This is a genomic window from Fusobacterium mortiferum ATCC 9817 (genome assembly GCF_000158195.2).
In the GTDB taxonomy this organism is placed as follows: domain Bacteria; phylum Fusobacteriota; class Fusobacteriia; order Fusobacteriales; family Fusobacteriaceae; genus Fusobacterium_A; species Fusobacterium_A mortiferum.
The window spans coordinates 143,175-161,363 of record NZ_GL987994.1 but is presented as its reverse complement, the minus strand read 5'-3'; the positions used below and the strand labels follow the sequence as shown (position 1 = coordinate 161,363).

Here is an 18,189-nt window from a genome sequence, read left to right as displayed (position 1 = left end):
CTAGAAGTTATTTATCTAATTTTTTGTATAGAGTAATCATCTCTTCTATTAATTCTCTTGCTAGTATAGAAGTCATTAGATGGTCTTGAGCGTGTACCATTAATAAATTCATCTCTATTCCGTTTCCATCTGCCTCATTACATATTAATTCTGTTTGCATTTCATGAGCTGCCAAGCTTCTCTCTTTAGATTGTTCTAAATACTTTTTAGCTTTTTCATAATTTCCCTCTTTAGCTTCCTTTAGAGCTTCAAAAGCTAAACTTCTTGCTTCTCCAGCATTTCCTACTATTGTCATAGCTATTTCTTCAATTGTTAAACTCATCATTACCTCCAGAAAATTTATTTTTACATTTTTATCATATATTATATATTATAAAAAGTCAAATTCAACATTTTTTGAACTTTTTTCGTTAAAAACTTTATTTGTATTTTTTAAATTCTTGATTTTTTACTAAATAAATGGTAAACTTACCATATATAACGAAAAAAAATAACTATATTTTCGTTTTATTTTTTTTTTTAAAATATTCAAAAATTCTAAAAAATTTTTTGGAGGACAATTATGGCTGAAACAAATGATAAAATTTCGCTATTCAATTTTGAATTATTAGGAAGAGATATTAAGATAGATTTTACAAAACATTTAACGAAAAAAGATAAAGAACTATTTCGCCACATTAATTTACAAAAATATAACCATATTCCTCTATTAAAATTTTTTCAAATCTACTCTTTAAATGATAAGGAAGAGGTTATAAAATTTCTCAACAATTTAATAAATAAAAATATTATAATTTCATCAAAGGAAACTAATTATTTTACTTGTATAAGTATTATTCAATCTTACTATATCAATAATAATATCATATATCTAGTTTTTTCAGATGAAATTACAAGCTCTTTTAAGAATGGTTCTTTTTTTGATAAATTAGGGCTTAGAAACATACTATTTTTAGAAGAAAAATTCTCCTATAGATTGTATCAGTTTATTTATAACTCTAAAGAGGAGATTATATATATTCCATTAGAAAAATTGAGAGAGATTCTTGAAATAGGAGAAACTTACCAAAGATTTTATGATATTGAAAAAAATTTATTACTACCTATTTTAGAAGATATTAAAAAAAATGGTGGACTTGATCTTGAATACCAAAAGATAAAAAATGGTGAACATAAAAGTGCAAAGATTTTAGGTATCAATATTATTAAAAAAGGATATCCTGATTTTAAAAAAAATAATGATACCTCTTTAATTATTGATAATTTAATGCTAAAACTTGGAAACAATATAAAAAACTTCTCTGAAATCTACTCTCTTTTAAGAAAAAATCTTGCTGAATATGGAGAGGAGTTTATTAAAAGTAAAGTTGATTATGTTTTAAAAAATTTCAATGATAACATTGAAGAAAATTTAAAAAAACTACTTACTGAAAAATCTATTGAAAGAAAACCAGATTATACATTAAAGAAATCTTTTAAAAATTTATTTGAATTACACTCAGAAATTTTACATTACCTTCATAAAAATAATCTTTCTCAATTATCTACCTATATGTTTTTAGTAAAGTTATATACCTTAAAAGATCAAGGTACTTTACTATTGACAGATAAAAATCTTACTATCAAAGTTCAATATAACAAAGATTCTGAGTCTGAGATTAATTTTTTTATAAATAAATAAAAAAATTCAAGAATGTCTTTCATCAAAGGTAAAAGTCATTCTTGAATTTTTAATAACCTGCAACTTTTATTTTTTACAATAAAAATATCCAACTCTATATGTTAAGCTCTTGCTCTCATAATTTCTAACCTTACTTATAGAGCTCTTTTCAAATCCTGTAACTCCTGTATTTTTTAGATGTCTTAGAGCTTCTATTGATGAAGAAAACTCCAACTCTATAGTTTCCTCTTTCCATTTTACTTTAGAAAAAAGGCTAGTTAATATTTCAATAACATTATCCAGTGTAAGGTACTTTAAAGATATTCCAAAATGCTCCTTTATCTCTTCTAAATTTCCATCTATATACATTGAAAATCCCAACTCATTTGTAGAGTGTGCTATTTTTTCTATACTCTTTGAAAAATTTTTCAACCATTGGAAAACAGAGCTAGAAACTGTTGTATCTATCTTAGGTATATCTATCTCCTCTATATCTCCCAATATAAACTCATCATATCTTACATTTTTTAAATATTTTTCAACATCATATATATCATTTAATATAATTTTCTTAGGAGAAAACTTTTTTATAAACCTCTTACTAAAAAGCCCTGTTCCACATCCTATCTCAAAAACTTCTCTCTCTTTAGATACTCCCATCTCATCTAAAAACTCCACTAGAGTATCTGCTACTGATTTTTGAATATGAGCATTCTCATCATATGTATCAAACTTTTTTTCAAAATTCATATTACTTCACTCCAAGCTTTTATAAACTCAAAGGGATAGTGCCCCATATCTAATTCTCTGTATTTTATTCCACTCTCTTCACAATATTTTTTTTGCCTTGAGGCAGGAACAATTTTATCTCTTATTCCTATTATTATCTCAGTAAAAATATTTTCAAGAGCTGTATAACCATTTTTAAAGTATTCCAATTCCTCTAATATCTCTTTAAACTCTTTTTTAGGATTTTGAAACTCTTCACTTATCTCCATATTTTTATAAAATTTGATTAAAGACTCTGGAGTTAATGTGGAAAGAGTAAACTCAAAAATCTTTGGTGTTATTCCAAATTTACCTATTATCTCTCCATTCCCATTGATAGCAACTATCTTTTTAACCTTTGAAAAATTTTTAATTCCTCTATTTACTAGCACCCATTTAGTTAGATAATAACTTCCAAAGGACCAACCTACTAAAAATACATCCTCATATTTAGTAAAGTACTCCTCTAAATTATCTAATTTATATGGAAAATTTATGACTTTTATCTCTGTATCTTTTGGCAACTCCACTTTCTCTACTACACTGCTATCCATTCCCCAACCATTAAAAAATAGTATCAATCTCATACTTTAACTCCTCTACAAATTTTTCTATCTCTTCATAAGTAATATATGGATTTAATCCTATTCTAAACCTTGCTGTTCCCTTAGGTACTGTTGGCTCCTTCACCGGATATAGAAGATAACCTCTCTCTTTCATATTTTGGCCTATCTTTCCAATTCTTTCGTTATCTCCTATAATTATACTTATTATATGAGTAGTAGATGTAGTCTCTATTCCTCTTTCTTTTAATAATTTTAAAGTATGATTTTTTAAAAGTTCTAGTTTCACTCTTCTCTCATCAAACTCTTCCATTTTACCTAGAATAAAAAGATTCCAAGAACTATTTACTGGAGGTAGTGCAGTTGAAAATATAAACTTTCTGCTTTTGTTTATTATATAGTTTTTAAGATATCCCTCACAAATTACCATAGCTCCCACAGAACCTCCACCTTTTCCAAGGGGAATTACCAAAAAATCTATCTCACTGACAAGATTTAAATTGTAAGCTATACCATAACCATAAACTCCATAGGAATGAGCCTCATCTAACATTAAAGAAAAATTATATTTTCTTTTTAATTCCACTAATTTTTCAATATCAGCTACATCTCCATCCATACTATAAACGCTTTCAGAGATAACTAAAATATCTTCATATCTATCTGAATATTTTTGTAAAAGTTTCTCTAATCCCAACATATCCAAATGCTTATACCTTAAAAATTCAGCTCCACTATTGACTATTCCATCATAGATACTGGCGTGATTCAATCTATCTGTAAGTATTAAAGTATTTTTATCACAAAAAGTTTCTATAAGAGATGAATTAGCATCAAAACCAGAATTAAACATTATACAAGGTTTACCATATATCTCCTCTGCTCTTTTTTCAAGCTCCATTATCTCACTATATGAACCATCTATAAGTCTTGATGAGCTTGAAGAAAGTTTAGGTCTATACTCTTTATAAAACTCCTCTTTAAGAGTTACATCATTGGCTATTCCTAAATAATCATTAGATGATAGATTTAAAAGTTTTTCATCCTGCTCTCTCAATACTCTATAATTTTTTATCTCCTGTAATCTTTCTAATTCCTCTAATATTTTCTCTTTTTTCATAAGTCTCCCCTGAAAATTTTTTATTTATCTTTATTTCTTCTGCCTATATACTCATCTATAGACTCTTTACAAATCTCTAACATCTTATCTATCTCTTCTTTTGTAATTATATATGGTGGCATAAAATAGATTACATTTCCTAATGGTCTAAGTAGTGCTCCTTTTTTTAAAGCTATCTTGTAGATTTCATAACCTGCTCTCTCTTCACTTGGAAAGAGCTCTTTACTATCTCTATCTTTTACAAACTCAAGAGCTCCTATCATTCCTATCTGTCTATACTCTCCTATGTATGGATGTCCTTCAAATACCTCTTGAGCTTTTTTTCTAAGATACTCTCCCTTTTCTTCTATCATCTCTAAGATATTTTCCTCTCTAAATATTCTCAATACCTCTAGAGCTATTCTACATCCTATTGGGTTTCCAGAATATGTGTGAGAGTGTAGAAAAGATTTTCCTTCAAGATAGTCAGCATAAAAGCTATCATATATCTCTTGAGTGATTCCTATTATTGCCATTGGATAATAGCCAGCTGTAAGTCCCTTAGACATACACATAATATCTGGAATCACTCCAGCGTGCTCCATAGCAAACATCTTTCCTGTTCTACCAAATCCAACAGCTATCTCATCTGCTATTAAATGGATACCATATTTTTTAGTAATCTCTCTCAATTTTTTTATATATATGGGAGAATAGATTTTCATTCCTGCTGCTCCTTGTACTACTGGCTCTATTATTACAGCAGCTATCTCATCTCTATTTTCCTCTATTAATTTTTCCATTCTTTCAAAGCACTGAGCTTCACAAGTAGAATAATTCTTTCCATATGGACATCTAAAGCACTCTGGTTTATCAGCTTTTAATCCCTCTTTTATAAGAGGTCTATATGTTTTAGTAAATATATCTACATCTCCTACTCCTAGTGCTCCTACTGTTTCTCCATGGTAAGCATTACTTAGAGATATAAATTTTGTTCTTTTAGGATTTCCACTTTGTTGATGATATTGAAAACTAAGTTTCAAAGCCATCTCTATACTAGATGAACCATTATCAGCAAAAAGAAATTTTTCTATCCCTTTTGGTACTACCTTTATTAACTCTTCAGCTAACTCTATCGCTGCTTCATGGGAAAAATTAACAAATAGTACATGCTCTAATTTATCTATTTGCTCCTTTATTACTCTATTGATTCTAGGATTACAGTGCCCAAAAAGATTTACCCACCAGCTTCCTACACAATCCATATATCTATTTCCAAACTCATCTTCTAAATATAATCCTTCAGCTTTTTTTATAATCATTGGTGGTAATTTCTCATAATCTTTCATCTGTGAACATGGGTGAAAGATATATTTTAAATCTTTTTCTTGTAAGCTACTTAATTTACTCATCTATTTTACCTCTATTCCTAAAAATTTTTCTAACTCTTTCTCTGGTATAGTTCTTTCTCCCTCTCTTATAATTAGACTATTTTTTATTCCACTTAGTTTTAAAACTATATCTATATTATCCTTTTCAAAATAATCTCTTTCAAAGTCATTAGTTACCTTATTAAAAACCAATCCTTGTATCTCTATTTCTAGCTTTTTCAACATCTCTATTGTAAGCATAGAGTGATTAATAGCTCCTACTCTACTACTACATACTAATATTACAGGTAATTCCATTTTTTTTATCAAATCAAAGATATAGAATTTATCTCTAATAAGAGGAACATATAGTCCTCCAGCTCCCTCTACTACCATATATTTATATCTTTCTTTTAAATTTTCCCAATCTTTCATTATATTTTCTATATCTATCTCTGTGTTCTCTAATTCACTAGCTAAATGTGGAGATACTTCTGCTTCTAAAGTATAAGTTACCATCTTGTCATCATACTCTACTTCTGCCATAGAACATACAAAATCTACATCTGGTGCTACTAATTTTCCATTTTTTCTTGTACAACCACTCTGTACTGGCTTATAGTATCCCCCATCTCTATCTTTTATTCCTTTGTATAGTAGTGAGCTCACATAAGTTTTTCCTATTCCTGTATCTGTTCCTATTACAAAAAATCCCTTATTTAATTTCATATCCATTTCTCCTTACCATAGCCTTATCGCTCTCTATAGTAGTTCCAGTAGTTGTTAAAAAGTTTCCTGTAAGAGCAGAATTAATTCCAGACTTTATTCCTTTTTCTTGTAATTCTCCAAGCTTTATTCTTCCACCAGCGTATCTTAAATATGCCTCTGGTAAAATAAATCTATATATAGCTATCATTTTTAGAATCTCTCTTGGCTCTAATGGTTTATTATTTTCTAAAGGTGTCCCAGGTATTGGCATTAAAATATTAATAGGTATAGAGAATACTCCTAACTTTTGTAGCTCAAAAGCCATTTTTATTCTATCCTCTTCACTTTCTCCAAGCCCCCATATTCCACCACTACATACTTGTAATCCTACTTCTTGAGCTAGTTTTATAGTTTTTATTCTCTCATCATAAGTATGAGTAGTACATATAGTGCCATAAAACTCTCTTGAACTTTCTAAATTATGATGATAAGTCTTTACTCCAGCTTTAAAAAGTTTTTCTAAAGCTTTCTTATCTGATATTCCATGAGAAGCACAAAGAGAAAGATTTGTATTTTTTTGTAAATAACTATAGATTTCTGCTAATCTGTCACTCTCTTCACTCTCTCCATTAAGACCTCTTCCACTTGTTACTAAAGAGTATCTATTAGCCCCCTCAACTTCTACTTTTTTAGCTTCATCTAAAGCTTTTTCTTTAGATATTAGTGGATATACCTCTGCTCCTGTTTTAAAATGAGCTGACTGAGCACAATATTTACAATCTTCACTACACTTTCCAGACTTAGCATTAGTTATTGTACATAAGTCAAAAATATTTCCACAAAATTTTTCTCTTATCTCATTAGCTGAATTACATAACTCCTCTAATACTTCATTATCATCTATTGATATTGAAGATAGCTTTATTGCATCATCATATTCAATTTTCTCTCTATTCAAAACCTTATCTTTTAATTTTTTTATAAACTCTTTCATATTACCTCCTTGATTTTTTAATAAAAAAAAGCACACCCTTTCAGATGTGCTTAGTCTCAAAAGTGGTGCCTAGAGCCGGAATCGAACCGGCACGGTAACTAAATACCACAGGATTTTAAGTCCTGTGCGTCTACCTGTTCCGCCATCCAGGCAAGTTGCTCTCACAACAAAATTATTCTACTACATTTTTTTTATTTTGTCAATACTATTATGCTTGATATTTTATATTTCCTTTTACTATTGTCATATCAACTGAATAATCTGGATTTAATACTACTATGTCAGCATCTTTTCCCTCTTGTAAAATACCAGCATTCAATCCAAATTCTTTTGCTGCATTTGTACTTGTCATTTTTACAGCATCAAAAATACTATATCCTAACTCTATTACATGCTTAAATGCCTTATCTAAAGTAAGTACACTTCCAGCAAGAGAGTCATTGCTCACAAGTCTAGCTTGTCCATCTTTTACATATACATCTAACTCTCCAAGTTTATAGTTTCCAGCAGGTAATCCAGTAGCACACATAGCATCTGTTATACAAACTACTTTATCTACTCCTTTAGCTTTTATTAATAATCTTACAGCTTCTGGATGAACATGAATTTTATCAAAAATTATCTCTGCGTTAATATTATCATTTACCATTACAGCTCCAGCTACCCCTGGTTCTCTATGTGTAAATCCTTTCATTCCATTGAATGTATGAGTTGCATGACTTATTCCAGCTTTCACAGCACTTTGTACTTCTTCAAAAGATATTCCAGAGTGTCCCACTGAAACTACTACTCCATTTTCTTTTAAATATTTTATAGATTCTAATGCTCCTTCACCTTTAGCAGCCATAGAGAATAATTTTACTAATCCAGGTTTAACACTTAAATACTCTTCTATCTCTTTAACTCCAGCAGGTGTTATATATTTATCGTTTTGAGCTCCCTTATATTGAACATCAAAATATGGCCCCTCCATATGTGCTCCAAATATAGTTGCTCCTTCTATATCTTCATTTTGTAATTTTCCTATTTTTTCTAATACCTCTTTTAAAGTCTCTTTAGAACTTGTAAGTGTTGTAGCTAAGAAATTAGTTGTTCCATGCTTTACTATATATTTTGAAATAGTTCTAAGAGCCTCTTCTGTATTATCCATAGCATCTGCTCCACCAGCTCCATGAATATGTACATCTATAAATCCAGGTACAACATATTTTCCTTGAAGGTCAATTCCATCTTTTTCACTAATCATTGTACTTTCATAGATTTTTTTTATTTTTCCATCATTTAATACAATTACTCCATTGATTATTCTATCTGGTAAAACTATTTTAGCATTTTTTAAAACTATTCTTTCCATTAGATCCCCTCCCTAAATTATTTTGAAATAAAAAATCAAATTTTATTCTTCTTTATAATATTTTATTACATTTTTGAAATTTTCTCAATATATTTTTTATTCTTTTCCATAGAGAGTTTTCATCAGGAACATATTTTCCATACTTTATCTTTTTTCTTTTCATAAAATCTTCCTTCTATCTTTATTCTTCTACTATATCTTCTTTTATCTCTTCAAAATTTTCTTTTTCAATTTCTAAGTTATCCTCAAGTTCTACTTTCTTCGCTTTTTTTACTTGCTTTCCACTCTTTAAAATTTCTAAAACTTTCTCCTCTATTTGAGCAAAAAGTTCTTTTTCTACTTCTAATCTATTTTTTACATTCTCTTTTCCTTGTCCTAATCTTATGTCCCCAAAACTAAACCAAGTTCCAGATTTAGAAACTACATCATTATCTATAGCTAACTCAAAAATCTCCCCAACTCTTGTAATTCCTTTTCCATACATTATTTGAAAACTAGCTTCTTTAAATGGAGGTGCTACTTTATTTTTAGTTATCTTTACTGTTGTTTCATTCCCTATTACATCATCTCCCTGTTTTACACTTCCTATTCTTTTTACTTCCATTCTCACAGAAGCATAAAACTTCAAAGCTTTACCTCCAGTTGTAGTAGTTTGAGGTCCAAAACCAAAGCCTCCTATTTTATCTCTAATCTGATTTATAAATATCATTGTAGTTTTAGATTTATTTAAACTTCCTGTAAGTTTTCTAAGAGCCTTTGACATAAGCCTCGCTTGTAATCCCATCTGTTGATCAGACATCTCCCCATCTATTTCAGCTTTTGGTACTAAGGCTGCTACTGAGTCTACTACTATTAAATCAACTGCTCCTGAACGCACTAAAAGGTCAGCTATCTCAAGAGCCTGTTCTCCATAGTCTGGCTGAGAAATTAAAAGTTCATCTACATCTACACCTAAAGCTTTTGCATATTCTGGATCAAGAGCATGCTCAGCATCTATATAAGCTACTACTCCCTTATTTTTTTGTGCTTGAGCTGCTATATGAAGAGCTATTGTAGTTTTCCCTGAACTTTCAGCTCCATATACTTCTATTATTCTTCCCTTAGGAACTCCACCTACTCCTAATGCCATATCTATATTAATACTTCCAGTAGGAATAACCTCTATCTCCATATTTAGATTATTTCCTAATTTCATTATAGAACCTTCTCCAAACTCTTTAGATATTTTTCCAATAGCTTGTTCTAATGCTTTTTCTTTTGAAACTTCCTCTTTCTTTGCAGCCATATTACCACTTCCTTTATTTATGATATATCTATATTTATAAATAGTATATCACTTTATTGTTATTTTGTAAATATACTTTTCTATAAATATAGATAAGTTGTTATAATTGACTTTTATAAAAAAATATATTATACTTGTATTAATTAAGACTTTGCTAAATGGGGGGATATATTATGAAAAAATTATTGATAATCAGCTTATTTATTATTTCTGCTCTATCTTTTGCAGACAACAATCCTTATGATTATGTAGAGGATAAGCTTCAATTAAAATATGTAGAACTAACTGATGGTAAGAATAAATTAGATATTGATGATATCGATGTAGGTTCTTTTAACAATAAAATTTATGTTAATATGGAAGTGGAAGCTTTCTCTGGAGATGGTGGTTGGAGTAAGTTTGATAAAGCATCTTATGATAAAATTGCTACTCAAATAGCAGATGATATTAGAAAAATGACTAATACTTCTGATAAAATCGAAATAACATTAGTTCTAGAAAGAGAGATTGGAAAAGATATGCTTCTACATGAAGGAGAATATTAATTGTTTTTCTAAAAGGAATGGCTTAGTCCATTCTTTTTTATATTTTATATACTTAGGGAGAGAGATATGTATTTTAATTATTTAAAAAAATATTTTTTATGGATTTTTTCTATTTTAGTCAACTCATTTGGAAATTTTTTATTGATTAAAAGTAATATGGGAAGTGGTCCTTGGATTGCTGCTAGTATGGGAATAGCAAAATCCTCTCATTTACAGATTGGAGTTTGTACTATTATTTTAAATTTTCTAATATATATTCCAATTATTATAATTAGTAAAAAATTTAACTTTCTGAAACTTTGTGGTTCTTTTTTTGTAGCATATATTTTTGGAAGATTTTTAGATTTTTTCCTTAACCTTTTTGATTGGTTTACTTTAGAAAATATTTTTCTTAGAATTATTATTTTTCTTATTGGTGATACTGTTCTTTCAGCAGGCATATCTGTATATCTAAGATTAAATATTGCAATGAATCCTTTTGACCAATTTTTGCAAACAGTCAATGAATTTTTAATTCCTGATATGAAGAAAGCTAATCTTGTATATTTAGGTGTTCCTCTTATTTTAGCACTAGCTTTTGGTATCTATAATGGATTTGATTTCACTGGAATAGGTTTTGGAACTCTTTTTATGTTTTTATTAAATGGTGTTTTTATAAAATTCTTCCACAAAAAAATTCCTATTTCAATAGAAATACTATCTCCTAGAAGATATATTCAAAAACATTGATATTTTATGATATAATAATTATAATCAAATTTATGGAGGTAAATAGATGAAAAATATATTAGTTACTGGTGGAGCTGGATATATAGGAAGTCATGCTGTAGCTGAACTTTTAGATTCTGGATATAACGTTGTAGTAATTGATTCATTAGAAAATGGATTTATAGAGTTAGTTGATAAAAGAGCCAAATTTTATCAAGGAAATGTTCAAGACAGTAATATTATGGATAAAATATTTAATGAAAATAAAATAGATGCTGTTATGCATTTTGCTGGTTATATAAAGGTTCCAGAAAGTGTAGTTGAGCCAAATAAATATTATTTTAATAATACTTATACAGTAATGTGTCTTATTGAATCTATGAGAAAACATGGAGTTAAAAATATTGTGTTCTCTTCTACTGCTGCTGTTTATGGAGATGTAAAAGAGCCTGAACCTGTAGAAGAAACTCACTCTACTCTCCCAATTAATCCATATGGTATGAGTAAACTTATGTCTGAAAAAATAATTATGGATTGTGCTAAAGCTTATGGATTAAATTATTCTATTTTTAGGTATTTCAATGTAGGGGGAGCTCATGAAAAACATAATATAGGACAAAAAGGAGAAGGAATCACTGCTCTTATCCCTCTTATTTTAAAAGCTGCCAAAGGAGATATTCCAAAATTATCTATCTATGGAAATGATTTTGACACTAAAGATGGAACTGGTATAAGAGATTATATTCATGTAGTAGACTTAGTAAGAGCTCATATACTTTCACTAAATAAATTAGCTGAAAATAAAAGTAATATCTATAACTTAGGAAATGGAAATGGTTTTTCTGTACTTGAAATGTTAAATGCTGCTAAAGAAGTTACTAAAATAGATATTCCAGCTGAAATAACCGGTAGAAGAGCTGGAGATCCTCCTTGTGTTATAGCTTCTAGTAAAAAAGCTGTAGCTGAACTTAATTGGAAACCAGTTTATACTGACGTAAAAGATATTATTAGAACTGCTTGGGAATGGAATTTAAGAAATAAGTAATATAAAATGGAGGCTAAGCCTCCATTTTTAATAGTTCTCTGGGAACATTATTCTCTCTACACCTTCAATTATAATATGAAGTATCATCATATGTATCTCTTGAATTCTATCTGAAGTCTTTCCTGGAATTATAAACTCATAGTCACACATTCCCTTAAGTTTTCCACCATCTTTACCTAATAGAACACAAGTTTTCATTCCAAGTTTTTTAGCAGCTTCTACTGCCTTTATAACATTTGGTGAGTTTCCACTTGTAGAGATACCAAAAAACATATCTCCCTCTTTTCCATAGGCTTCTACTCCTCTAGAAAAAATATAGTCAAATCCATAGTCATTTCCTACACAAGTTATATGTGATGAATCTGAAATAGCTATAGCAGGTAATGCCTTTCTATCTCCTCTAAATCTTCCTGTAAACTCCTCAGCAAAATGTAGAGCATCACAATTACTTCCACCGTTTCCACAAATCAAAACTTTATTTCCCTTTGTAAAAACATCAGCCAACTCTTTTGCTACTTTTTCTGTTTCCCTTCTCTCCTCTTCCTCTTTTATAAAATTTTCTAAAAGAGCAAGTTCTATTTTATACGATTCCAATAAATTCATAAACACCTCCTAGTATTGAATTTTATAGTCTTGTATAAAGTTAATAAATTTTATTATTTGAATTAAACTCTTCTTATCTTTTGTAATTACAGCTTGATATCCATCTTTTACATCATTAACCTTATATATTACCTTAAACTCTCCCTTTTCAATCTCTTTATGAACAGAATAATAAGGTAAAATTACATTTCCAATCTCTTCTCTAACCATACCTTTTATTACTTCTAGGCTTCCATTTACATTTATCTTACTACTAAAAGTAACTCTATATTTATCCTCAATAGCAGCTATTGCCTCATTATTATTAGGAATATTTCTTCTAGTTATAAGCGGATCTTTTGCCACACTTTCCATACTATGATACTCTTTTGTACTAACTAAGACATATGGCATTTTTTCAATAGTTATTACTTCTAAGTTAGGGTCATTAATATGCTCTTCATCAATAATTAAGATATCTAAATCTCCCTCTTTTAAAAGTTTTAATAACCAACCTTTATCTCCAATTGTAAGTTCATACTCTATCTCTTCATGAGCTTTTGAAAATCCCTTCATCAATCTTGGAATAAGAGGTTCTCCTATTACAGAAGTTGCTCCTATTGAAATTTTTGCTCTATCTAAATCTATGATTCTTGATATCTCTTTTTCTGCTCTTTTTACTTTATCAAAAATATCCTCTGCCATTTTATATAGAGCTTCTCCAGTGTAAGTAAGCTTTATTTTTTTTGAACTTCTATCAAAAAGTTTGGCATTTAGTATCTCTTCAAATTTTTTTACCTGAATTGATACTGCTGATTGGTTTATATATAATTTACTAGCAGCTTTTGTAAAACTTTTTTCCTTAGCTACTTCATAAAATATTTTTAAGTAATGTAAATCCAAAGCTACCAACTCCCCAACTTTAAAATTATATATATAATCAATGAGATTATATCACATATTCTATCATAAATTTCTTATAAAGTATAATAATTTCTTTACTTTTTCTAATATTTTTTTATTTTTTTTATTAATCTCTTATATTATATTAAAATATTTTAGAGCATTTAATACTCCATTCTCATCTACTGAAGTAGTTACATAATTAGCTATCTCTTTTACATCTTCATTGGCATTTCCCATAGCAACACCTATACCTGCTGTCATAAGCATTGTCTTATCATTTCCACCATCACCAAAAGCCATTATCTCATCTTTTTTATAACCATAATACTCCATTATTTTTTCAATAGCTACATGTTTTCCTCCACCAGCTGGTATTACATCTATAAATGCTGGACTCCACCTAGTAGCTTCACAATTTGGTAATACTTTCATTAATTTTTCTTGAAATTCTACATTTACATATGGATTTAATTGAAATACCTTTCCATTTATAGCTCTTTCAATATTTTCTACTGGAGGTAATGGAACATTTACACTTTTTAAAAGGTTTTCTACTACATCATCTATATAATTTATATATGTATCTTTATCCTCTACAAAAGCACAAGGAAATTTATTCTCCTTCATAAATTCTAATAAGGATACTATATCCTCTTTACAGATATTATTTTCATATATAATTTCTCTATCCTTAGTAAAACAATATTGCCCATTTAAAGTTACAAAACCATCAAAATCTATCTCATGTACATTGTTTCCTTCACTTAATATTGATGGATGTCTTCCTGTAGCTACAAATACTTTTATTCCTTTAGCTTGTAGCTCTTTTATAGCTTCTAATGTAGATTGAGGCACCTGATGAGTTTTAAAACTTACTAAAGTTCCATCTACATCAAAAAATACAGCTTTTATCATATACCCTCCCATATTATTTCAAAAATTTAGGCTGTTGCAAATTCTAATGCAACAGCCCTCTTTGTCTTTTTATCCTTCTAAAAACTCTTCTAAATCACATTGAGAATTTAAAATTTCATAGAAATATGTTCCAGTAGTTTCTGCTACCTTTCTTGATTTTACAAAGTCCTTTTCTGTTAAACGTCTTATAGCCTCGTTTATCTCTTCTCTTGAATACTCTTTTAAAATATCCATAAGCTCCAAAGTAGTAAGATTTTTCTTAACCATCTCTACTTCACTACCATTAGCCATACAACCAAGTATAACTTTTTCTTTCTCTTCGTAAATATCTCCCTTAGCCTCAAAGTCAAGCACTGCTCTAAATATCTTTTCTTCTAAGTTCATCTACTTCATCTCCCTAAATTCTAAATGTATTATTGAAAATTCTTTAAGTTTTCAGTTAATTTATCCATTTTATCTTGATACTCTTTTTGAATTCTTTTTTCTCTTTCTAAGATATGAGCTGGAGCTTTAGAAGTAAATCTTTCATCAGCCAATTTAGCATTTACTTTATCTAAATCCTTTTGAACTTTTTCTATTTGCTCAGTTATCTTTTTAATCTCAGCTTCTACATTTAAAAGCCCTGTAAGTATCATATATACTTCTGAATTTCCAGTTACTCTAAATCCACTTTGCTCTGGCTTAGTTACATCCTTACCATAAGTCATCTCTTCTATCTTAGCTAACTTAGTAATAAATAGATAGTTATCTTCTAAAGTTTTTAACTCATTTTCATCAGAAGTTTTTATAACTACTTTTACTTCTTTAGCAGGAGATATTCCCATTTCAGCTTTAATATTTCTTAGAGAAGAGATTACCCCTTGAATATATTTGAAAGAGTTTACTACTTCTGGATTAATTTGAGCTTCATCCACAACTGGGAATTGAGATAACATTATAGTCTCTCCCTCTACCTTTATCTTTTGCCAAATCTCTTCAGTTATAAATGGCATAAATGGATGTAAAAGTTTTAATCCTGCTTCTAATACTGTCCATAATACATATTGAGCTGTTGTTTTAGATTCTTTTCCAGACTCTTCATTATTGTATAATCTTACTTTTGCAAGCTCTACATACCAGTCACAGAAATCTCCTCTTAAAAATTCATATACAGCTTTAGCGGCATCATCAAGTAGGAATTTATCAAGACAATCATGTACCTCTTTAGTAGTTTCATTTAATCTTGAGAATATCCACTCATCCACAAGTTCAAATTTTAACTCATCTTTATTTACAGATTTTACATCAAACCCTTCTAAGTTCATGATAACAAATCTAGCCACGTTCCAAATTTTGTTAGCAAAGTTTCTTCCCATTTCTAAAAGTTTTTCAGAGAAATAAACATCTTGTCCTTGAGAAGTGTTATAAAGCATAGAGAATCTTATAGCATCTGCTCCATACTCTTCAATTAAATTTAATGGGTCTGGAGAGTTTCCAAGAGATTTTGACATCTTTCTTCCTAGCTCATCTCTTACGATTCCATGGAAGAATACATTTTTAAAAGGTATCTCTTTCATTTCATATAATCCAAACATTATCATTCTAGCTACCCAGAAGAATATGATATCTGCTCCTGTAACTAGTGTTGAAGTTGGATAGAAAGTTTCTAATTCTTTAGTTTTTTCTGGCCAACCCATAGTTGAGAAAGGCCATAATGCAGAGGAAAACCAAGTATCTAGTACATCTTCCTCTTGTACTAACTCTACATCTTTTCCATAGTGAGCTTTTGCTTGAGCATATGCTTCCTCTTCTGTCATAGCTACAAACATATGGTTATCTGGTCCATACCAAGCTGGTATTCTATGTCCCCACCATAATTGTCTAGAGATACACCAATCTCTTATATTTTCTAGCCAGTTGAAATAAATTTTTTCCATTCTCTTAGGAATTATTTTTATTTCCCCATTTCTTACCACTTCAAGAGCTTTTTTAGCAAGTGGTTCCATTTTTACAAACCATTGTTTAGAAACTCTTGGCTCAACAACAGTTGAACATCTATAGCAATGTCCTACATTATGCTTTAAACTTTCTACTTTTACAAGTACTCCACTCTCTTCTAACTCTTTAACTATTGCTTTTCTAGCTTCAAATCTATCCATTCCAGCATATTTAGGATAATCGTCTACTACATTTCCCTCTGGAGTAAGCATATTTATAATAGGTAAATCATATTTTTTACCTAAGTTAAAGTCATTAGGGTCATGTGCTGGAGTTATTTTTAAAGCTCCTGTTCCAAATTCCATTTCAACATATTCATCAGCTATTACAGGAATCTCTCTTCCTACTAATGGAAGTATTAATTTTTTACCAACTAAGTGTTTATATCTTTCATCTTCAGGATGTACAGCTACAGCTACGTCAGCAAGCATAGTTTCTGGTCTTGATGTAGCTATTATAATATACTCATCTGAATCTTTTACTGGATATTTTAAGTGCCATAGATTTCCATCTTTTTCAGCATGGTCTACCTCATCATCAGCTAGAGCTGTTCCACATCTAGGACACCAGTTTACCATATACTCTCCTTGATAGATTAATCCATCATTGTATAGGTCAACAAATATCTTTCTAACAGCTTTAGAAAGTCCTTCATCCATAGTAAATCTCTCTCTATCCCAGTCAAGAGAAGCTCCTATCTTTCTAAGTTGGTTAGTTATTATTCCACCATATTTTTCTTTCCATTTCCAAGTCTCTTCTAAGAATTTTTCTCTTCCTAAATCCTCTTTCTTTATTCCTTGCTCAGCTAACATTCTCTCAACTTTATTTTGAGTAGCTATACCAGCATGGTCACATCCAGGTACCCAAAGAGTATTTAGTCCACACATTCTCTTATATCTTACTAATGTATCTTGTATAGAGTTATCTAGTATATGTCCCATATGAAGTATTCCTGTTACATTTGGAGGAGGTATAACTATTGAATAGCTCTCTTTTCCTTCTTCCATTTTACCAGCAAAATATTTAGAATCTTCCCATATCTTGTACCATTTAGACTCTATTTCCCTAGGGGAATATGTCTTATTTAACTCTTCCATTTACTCCTCCTCTATCTTCTCTTCTTTTATTAAAAGAGATTCTATATAGTTTAAAATATCTTCTTTTCCTGTATCATTAAGTGATGAGTGGAAAAACACATCATCATTGTGAAATTCCACTTTCTTTTTTATATCCTTTAAGCATTTAAATTTCTCATTATTTGATACCTTATCCATTTTAGTAAAGATTATTTTGAATGGTATGTCATGATGATCTAACCATACAAGCATCTCCATATCCTCTTCACTAGGTATTCTTCTTATATCTAATAGTACAAATACAAGTTTTTTTCTTGCACTTGCTACATATCTTTCCATTGTTTTTCCCCATTCAGCTTTCATCTCTTTGGGTACTTTAGCAAATCCATATCCTGGTAAATCCACTATATAAAACTCATTATTTACTTTAAAGTAGTTTATAAGCTGTGTTCTCCCTGGAGTTTTACTTGTCTTTGCTAATTTTTTTCTTCCAGTAATACTATTTATAAGAGAAGATTTTCCAACATTAGAACGTCCTACAAAGGCGAATTCTATATTTTTTAACTCCATTGGATAATCTTTCTCATATACTGCAGATTTTACAAATTCAGCTTGTTTTATCTTCATAATTTAT

The 18,189-nt window shown here is 29.5% G+C and carries 19 protein-coding genes and 1 tRNA gene; 4 read left to right on the top strand and 16 right to left on the bottom strand.

Annotated elements, in window-relative coordinates; genetic code table 11:
• Positions 1-7: 7 nt before the first annotated feature.
• A complete protein-coding gene (locus FMAG_RS10450; protein WP_005886508.1) occupies positions 8-322 on the bottom strand; it encodes a PTS lactose/cellobiose transporter subunit IIA in 315 nt (104 codons plus the stop codon).
• A gap of 240 nt (positions 323-562) precedes the next feature.
• Here FMAG_RS10450 and FMAG_RS10445 point away from each other — a divergent pair, with 240 nt between their 5' ends.
• A complete protein-coding gene (locus FMAG_RS10445; RefSeq protein WP_005886506.1) occupies positions 563-1,681 on the top strand; it encodes a replication initiation protein in 1,119 nt (372 codons plus the stop codon).
• Positions 1,682-1,747: 66 nt separating this feature from the next.
• Here the strand turns inward: FMAG_RS10445 and FMAG_RS10440 are convergent, their stop codons facing one another.
• The 9 genes from FMAG_RS10440 to recA all read right to left on the bottom strand — a co-directional run bounded on the left by FMAG_RS10440 (position 1,748) and on the right by recA (position 9,801).
• Positions 1,748-2,410 (bottom strand): methyltransferase domain-containing protein, encoded by a 663-nt coding sequence (locus FMAG_RS10440; RefSeq protein ID WP_005886504.1) that lies wholly within the window; start codon positions 2,408-2,410, stop codon positions 1,748-1,750.
• Positions 2,407-3,015 (bottom strand): pimeloyl-ACP methyl esterase BioG family protein, encoded by a 609-nt coding sequence (locus tag FMAG_RS10435; RefSeq protein WP_005886502.1) that lies wholly within the window; start codon positions 3,013-3,015, stop codon positions 2,407-2,409. Before FMAG_RS10435 ends, FMAG_RS10440 begins: the two co-directional genes overlap by 4 nt.
• Complete coding sequence (locus tag FMAG_RS10430; protein ID WP_005886500.1) at positions 2,993-4,111, bottom strand: aminotransferase class I/II-fold pyridoxal phosphate-dependent enzyme; 1,119 nt, start codon at positions 4,109-4,111, stop codon at positions 2,993-2,995. The genes FMAG_RS10435 and FMAG_RS10430 overlap by 23 nt, the downstream gene beginning before the upstream one ends.
• Before the next feature lie 20 nt (positions 4,112-4,131).
• Positions 4,132-5,502, bottom strand: coding sequence for an adenosylmethionine--8-amino-7-oxononanoate transaminase (gene bioA / locus FMAG_RS10425; protein WP_005886497.1), 1,371 nt, complete (start codon positions 5,500-5,502; stop codon positions 4,132-4,134).
• Entirely contained in the window at positions 5,503-6,189 is a 687-nt protein-coding gene (bioD, locus tag FMAG_RS10420; protein ID WP_005886495.1) for a dethiobiotin synthase, read from the bottom strand.
• Positions 6,176-7,162, bottom strand: coding sequence for a biotin synthase BioB (gene bioB / locus FMAG_RS10415; RefSeq protein WP_005886493.1), 987 nt, complete (start codon positions 7,160-7,162; stop codon positions 6,176-6,178). Before bioB ends, bioD begins: the two co-directional genes overlap by 14 nt.
• Positions 7,163-7,225: 63 nt before the next feature.
• Positions 7,226-7,314 (bottom strand) — tRNA-Leu (locus FMAG_RS10410).
• Between the two features lie 56 nt (positions 7,315-7,370).
• On the bottom strand, positions 7,371-8,516 hold the full coding sequence (nagA, locus tag FMAG_RS10405; protein ID WP_005886491.1) for an N-acetylglucosamine-6-phosphate deacetylase: 1,146 nt from the start codon (positions 8,514-8,516) through the stop codon (positions 7,371-7,373).
• Between the two features lie 181 nt (positions 8,517-8,697).
• The gene (recA, locus tag FMAG_RS10400) at positions 8,698-9,801 is read right to left on the bottom strand and encodes a recombinase RecA (RefSeq protein ID WP_005886488.1); all 1,104 of its coding nucleotides are present in this window, start codon (positions 9,799-9,801) and stop codon (positions 8,698-8,700) included.
• Between the two features lie 173 nt (positions 9,802-9,974).
• Between recA and FMAG_RS10395 the strand changes: the two genes are divergently transcribed.
• The 3 genes from FMAG_RS10395 (at position 9,975) to galE (ending at position 12,099) form a co-directional block, all read left to right on the top strand.
• Positions 9,975-10,346 (top strand): hypothetical protein, encoded by a 372-nt coding sequence (locus FMAG_RS10395; protein WP_005886486.1) that lies wholly within the window; start codon positions 9,975-9,977, stop codon positions 10,344-10,346.
• Positions 10,347-10,412: 66 nt separating this feature from the next.
• Positions 10,413-11,075, top strand: a complete 663-nt coding sequence (locus FMAG_RS10390) for a hypothetical protein (protein ID WP_005886484.1) — start codon at positions 10,413-10,415, stop codon at positions 11,073-11,075.
• A gap of 46 nt (positions 11,076-11,121) precedes the next feature.
• Positions 11,122-12,099 (top strand): UDP-glucose 4-epimerase GalE, encoded by a 978-nt coding sequence (gene galE, locus FMAG_RS10385; protein ID WP_005886482.1) that lies wholly within the window; start codon positions 11,122-11,124, stop codon positions 12,097-12,099.
• A 27-nt stretch (positions 12,100-12,126) separates the two neighbouring features.
• Here galE and gmhA read toward each other — a convergent pair whose 3' ends face one another.
• The 6 genes from gmhA to yihA all read right to left on the bottom strand — a co-directional run bounded on the left by gmhA (position 12,127) and on the right by yihA (position 18,182).
• Entirely contained in the window at positions 12,127-12,702 is a 576-nt protein-coding gene (gene gmhA, locus FMAG_RS10380; protein ID WP_005886481.1) for a D-sedoheptulose 7-phosphate isomerase, read from the bottom strand.
• Positions 12,703-12,711: 9 nt separating this feature from the next.
• Positions 12,712-13,584: a LysR family transcriptional regulator gene (locus tag FMAG_RS10375; RefSeq protein WP_005886480.1), complete on the bottom strand. Its 873-nt coding sequence runs from the start codon at positions 13,582-13,584 to the stop codon at positions 12,712-12,714.
• Positions 13,585-13,719: 135 nt separating this feature from the next.
• Positions 13,720-14,502: a Cof-type HAD-IIB family hydrolase gene (locus FMAG_RS10370; RefSeq protein WP_005886479.1), complete on the bottom strand. Its 783-nt coding sequence runs from the start codon at positions 14,500-14,502 to the stop codon at positions 13,720-13,722.
• Positions 14,503-14,571: 69 nt separating this feature from the next.
• A complete protein-coding gene (locus FMAG_RS10365) occupies positions 14,572-14,886 on the bottom strand; it encodes a hypothetical protein (RefSeq protein WP_005886478.1) in 315 nt (104 codons plus the stop codon).
• 29 nt (positions 14,887-14,915) lie between these two features.
• Entirely contained in the window at positions 14,916-17,576 is a 2,661-nt protein-coding gene (locus FMAG_RS10360) for a valine--tRNA ligase (RefSeq protein WP_005886476.1), read from the bottom strand.
• Positions 17,577-18,182: a ribosome biogenesis GTP-binding protein YihA/YsxC gene (gene yihA / locus FMAG_RS10355; protein ID WP_005886475.1), complete on the bottom strand. Its 606-nt coding sequence runs from the start codon at positions 18,180-18,182 to the stop codon at positions 17,577-17,579.
• Positions 18,183-18,189 lie beyond the last annotated feature (7 nt).

Excerpts from the sequence above, each read along its gene's own strand:
- nagA (WP_005886491.1), bottom strand. The coding sequence starts at position 8,516 with ATGGAAAGAATAGTTTTAAAAAATGCTAAAATAGTTTTACCAGATAGA.
- bioD (WP_005886495.1), bottom strand. The coding sequence starts at position 6,189 with ATGAAATTAAATAAGGGATTTTTTGTAATAGGAACAGATACAGGAATA.
- FMAG_RS10395 (WP_005886486.1), top strand. The coding sequence starts at position 9,975 with ATGAAAAAATTATTGATAATCAGCTTATTTATTATTTCTGCTCTATCT.
- bioB (WP_005886493.1), bottom strand. The coding sequence starts at position 7,162 with ATGAAAGAGTTTATAAAAAAATTAAAAGATAAGGTTTTGAATAGAGAG.
- galE (WP_005886482.1), top strand. The coding sequence starts at position 11,122 with ATGAAAAATATATTAGTTACTGGTGGAGCTGGATATATAGGAAGTCAT.
- recA (WP_005886488.1), bottom strand. The coding sequence starts at position 9,801 with ATGGCTGCAAAGAAAGAGGAAGTTTCAAAAGAAAAAGCATTAGAACAA.
- bioA (WP_005886497.1), bottom strand. The coding sequence starts at position 5,502 with ATGAGTAAATTAAGTAGCTTACAAGAAAAAGATTTAAAATATATCTTT.
- gmhA (WP_005886481.1), bottom strand. The coding sequence starts at position 12,702 with ATGAATTTATTGGAATCGTATAAAATAGAACTTGCTCTTTTAGAAAAT.
- FMAG_RS10390 (WP_005886484.1), top strand. The coding sequence starts at position 10,413 with ATGTATTTTAATTATTTAAAAAAATATTTTTTATGGATTTTTTCTATT.
- FMAG_RS10370 (WP_005886479.1), bottom strand. The coding sequence starts at position 14,502 with ATGATAAAAGCTGTATTTTTTGATGTAGATGGAACTTTAGTAAGTTTT.
- FMAG_RS10440 (WP_005886504.1), bottom strand. The coding sequence starts at position 2,410 with ATGAATTTTGAAAAAAAGTTTGATACATATGATGAGAATGCTCATATT.
- FMAG_RS10435 (WP_005886502.1), bottom strand. The coding sequence starts at position 3,015 with ATGAGATTGATACTATTTTTTAATGGTTGGGGAATGGATAGCAGTGTA.
- FMAG_RS10445 (WP_005886506.1), top strand. The coding sequence starts at position 563 with ATGGCTGAAACAAATGATAAAATTTCGCTATTCAATTTTGAATTATTA.
- FMAG_RS10365 (WP_005886478.1), bottom strand. The coding sequence starts at position 14,886 with ATGAACTTAGAAGAAAAGATATTTAGAGCAGTGCTTGACTTTGAGGCT.
- FMAG_RS10430 (WP_005886500.1), bottom strand. The coding sequence starts at position 4,111 with ATGAAAAAAGAGAAAATATTAGAGGAATTAGAAAGATTACAGGAGATA.
- FMAG_RS10450 (WP_005886508.1), bottom strand. The coding sequence starts at position 322 with ATGAGTTTAACAATTGAAGAAATAGCTATGACAATAGTAGGAAATGCT.
- yihA (WP_005886475.1), bottom strand. The coding sequence starts at position 18,182 with ATGAAGATAAAACAAGCTGAATTTGTAAAATCTGCAGTATATGAGAAA.
- FMAG_RS10360 (WP_005886476.1), bottom strand. The coding sequence starts at position 17,576 with ATGGAAGAGTTAAATAAGACATATTCCCCTAGGGAAATAGAGTCTAAA.